This is a genomic window from Ferrovum myxofaciens, assembly GCF_000735045.1.
GTDB lineage: Bacteria > Pseudomonadota > Gammaproteobacteria > Burkholderiales > Ferrovaceae > Ferrovum > Ferrovum myxofaciens.
The window spans coordinates 1-1,993 of record NZ_JPOQ01000280.1 but is presented as its reverse complement, the minus strand read 5'-3'; the positions used below and the strand labels follow the sequence as shown (position 1 = coordinate 1,993).

4 protein-coding genes are annotated in these 1,993 nt (G+C 54.5%); 1 reads left to right on the top strand and 3 read right to left on the bottom strand.

Features of this window, described 5'->3' with window-relative positions:
• On the bottom strand, window positions 1-136 hold a 136-nt coding region (gene tnpB, locus IV91_RS19860; protein ID WP_411464093.1), incomplete at its 3' end, for an IS66 family insertion sequence element accessory protein TnpB.
• Window positions 133-1,380 carry an ISL3 family transposase gene (locus IV91_RS0113510; RefSeq protein ID WP_031599321.1) on the bottom strand — a complete coding sequence of 416 codons (1,248 nt, stop codon included), beginning with the start codon at window positions 1,378-1,380 and terminating at the stop codon, window positions 133-135. The genes tnpB (IV91_RS19860) and IV91_RS0113510, both read right to left, overlap by 4 nt.
• On the opposite strand from IV91_RS0113510, the gene IV91_RS0113505 reads away from it, so the two are divergent.
• On the top strand, window positions 1,379-1,828 hold the full coding sequence (locus IV91_RS0113505) for a hypothetical protein (protein WP_197456564.1): 450 nt from the start codon (window positions 1,379-1,381) through the stop codon (window positions 1,826-1,828). The genes IV91_RS0113510 and IV91_RS0113505 overlap by 2 nt on opposite strands.
• Here IV91_RS0113505 and tnpB (IV91_RS19855) read toward each other — a convergent pair.
• On the bottom strand, window positions 1,820-1,993 hold a 174-nt coding region (gene tnpB / locus IV91_RS19855; protein ID WP_150112509.1), incomplete at its 5' end, for an IS66 family insertion sequence element accessory protein TnpB. The genes IV91_RS0113505 and tnpB (IV91_RS19855) overlap by 9 nt on opposite strands.

Genomic DNA, 1,993 nt, shown 5'->3' with positions numbered 1-1,993 from the left:
GCAGAAGTTTGAGATGGGTCCAATCGGTTTCACAGGAGCGAATCTGGCTCCAGTCCGAGAAGAATCTTCCCTGCTCCAGGCGTTTACTCCAAACACAAAAACCGGAGCGATCCCACCATAAAACTTGGTTCGTCAGTAAAATGTGTGGGTAAGTTTTGGTTCTGGTAGTTTTCCAAGTACATGATATAGCGAGAGTTCCAGCATTTCAAAGGTCCGGAAGCCGTACGCTTTTCTCATGGTGACTTTGGCTTTGTTGTTCAGACCCTCGACAATGCCGCTGGAAAACTGTTTTCGGGCCCGGAAATAGTTGAGCATGAGTTCGCGATGATTGCGGACGGTGCGGACGAATTTCTTCAGCGGCTCGATCTTTGAGCGCATGACTTCCGCGCACCATTGATCGAGAAACTTCCCTGCCCAGGTGGGCGAATCGTAGTCCCAGAACTGCTGGAAATATTCCTTGAAAAGGTAAGCCCGCACGCTCTGCAAGTTGTAGCGGAGGACATCACGCAATTTGACCCGTTGCTTTGGGGTCAGATTGGTCCTGCGTTTGAGCAGGCACCAGCGCGATTTCTTCAACACTGGCTCATAGCCGTCCTGAACCAGTCGTCTGGCCTCGGAGGCGCGCACTTCGTCGAGCGCCAGATTCAGTTTGGCGACAATGTGGAACCGGTCAAGGATATTCAGTGCGTTCGTGCAATGCTTCTCGATCAGCGTGAGATAGGGCTTCCACATATCGGAGCAGACGAACTCGATCTTCTCGGCCAGTTCCTTGCCGATCAGGGTAAAGAACTTCCCGAAACTTTCCAGTGTCCGTTCCTTGCCAACCCACAGGAGCCGGACGCAACCGGCCTCGATCTGGTATACCAGCGTCAGATATCGATGCCCTTTCCCGTACTGGATTTCATCCACGCCAATGGCGCGGATCGTGCCCAGTTCCCGGTGCGCCAGCCCCCATTGCACCACATACTCCACCGACTGAACGACCTTCTCCCAACTGGTGTGGAAACTCTGCGCGGTTTCTTTCCACGACAGTTTGCGTGCCCAGTGGGCCAGATACAACATGTAGGCTTTGCACAGTGTGTGCTTGCCCATACCCCAGGGCACCTCTTCGACGGTGACCCCGCAACGCTGGCAATCCACTCGCCGCATGCGGTACAGTAGGAACACGGCAAAGCCCCAGATTGGAATGAATTCAAACCGCCGACAGTCGCGGTGGTCATAGCATGGGGCGGATTGCCCACATCCGGAACAGCGTGGTTTGGAGCCAAGCCTGGGACGCACATCGATCTCGATGGATTTGGCCTCCTCGCACAATCGGGCGTCGGTATAAACAAAGCCGGGAAAATGATGACACGCATTGAGCAGACGGGTGAGTAACATGAGTGGCGAAAAACGGAAGGTGAGTAAGGTCAACATTGTCGCCGATAAGGGTGCCGCTCACACGCTGCTCCAGTATTGCCCGGATATAGAGAACTGGCCGAAAAGTTGGTCCTATGAGGAGAGCGATCTCGCTCCGGGACACCTCGTCGTTGAGTTCTTCAAACCCTTCCTGTTGCACCTGTTGGCCAGAAACCTCGCCGCCAGTACACTACGCCGTCATCGCGACCATTTGTGGATGCTGGGAGGCGAAGTGATCCGACGCCGCCAGGAGGATCCCCACCTTTGTCGCCAGCCTGTCGAGAAAGTAATCCTTGGGCTACTCGAAGAAGACGGTGGCCCGCTCATCTGGCCCCGGATCACCAAGCAGGAGCAAGACGCCTTTGATGCCTCATGCCGGAAGTTCTATCGGTTCCTCATGAAGTCGTCTGAAGATGGAAATTCAGGTTGAAAACCGACTACAATTACCCACCGATTCCACTGACGAAGCTAAAACTTTGATCTGGTTGGCACGCCGATTGATGAAGCAGAACAGGTGTCCGCTCAGGGGATCCTGCTTCATCTCGTTGCGTGCCAGGGCATAGAGTCCGTCATAGGACTTGCGGGCATCTACAGG

Bases quoted from the DNA above. Each gene is read 5' to 3' on its own strand.
- IV91_RS0113505 (WP_197456564.1), top strand. From the start codon at position 1,379: ATGAGTGGCGAAAAACGGAAGGTGAGTAAGGTCAACATTGTCGCCGAT.
- IV91_RS0113510 (WP_031599321.1), bottom strand. From the start codon at position 1,380: ATGTTACTCACCCGTCTGCTCAATGCGTGTCATCATTTTCCCGGCTTT.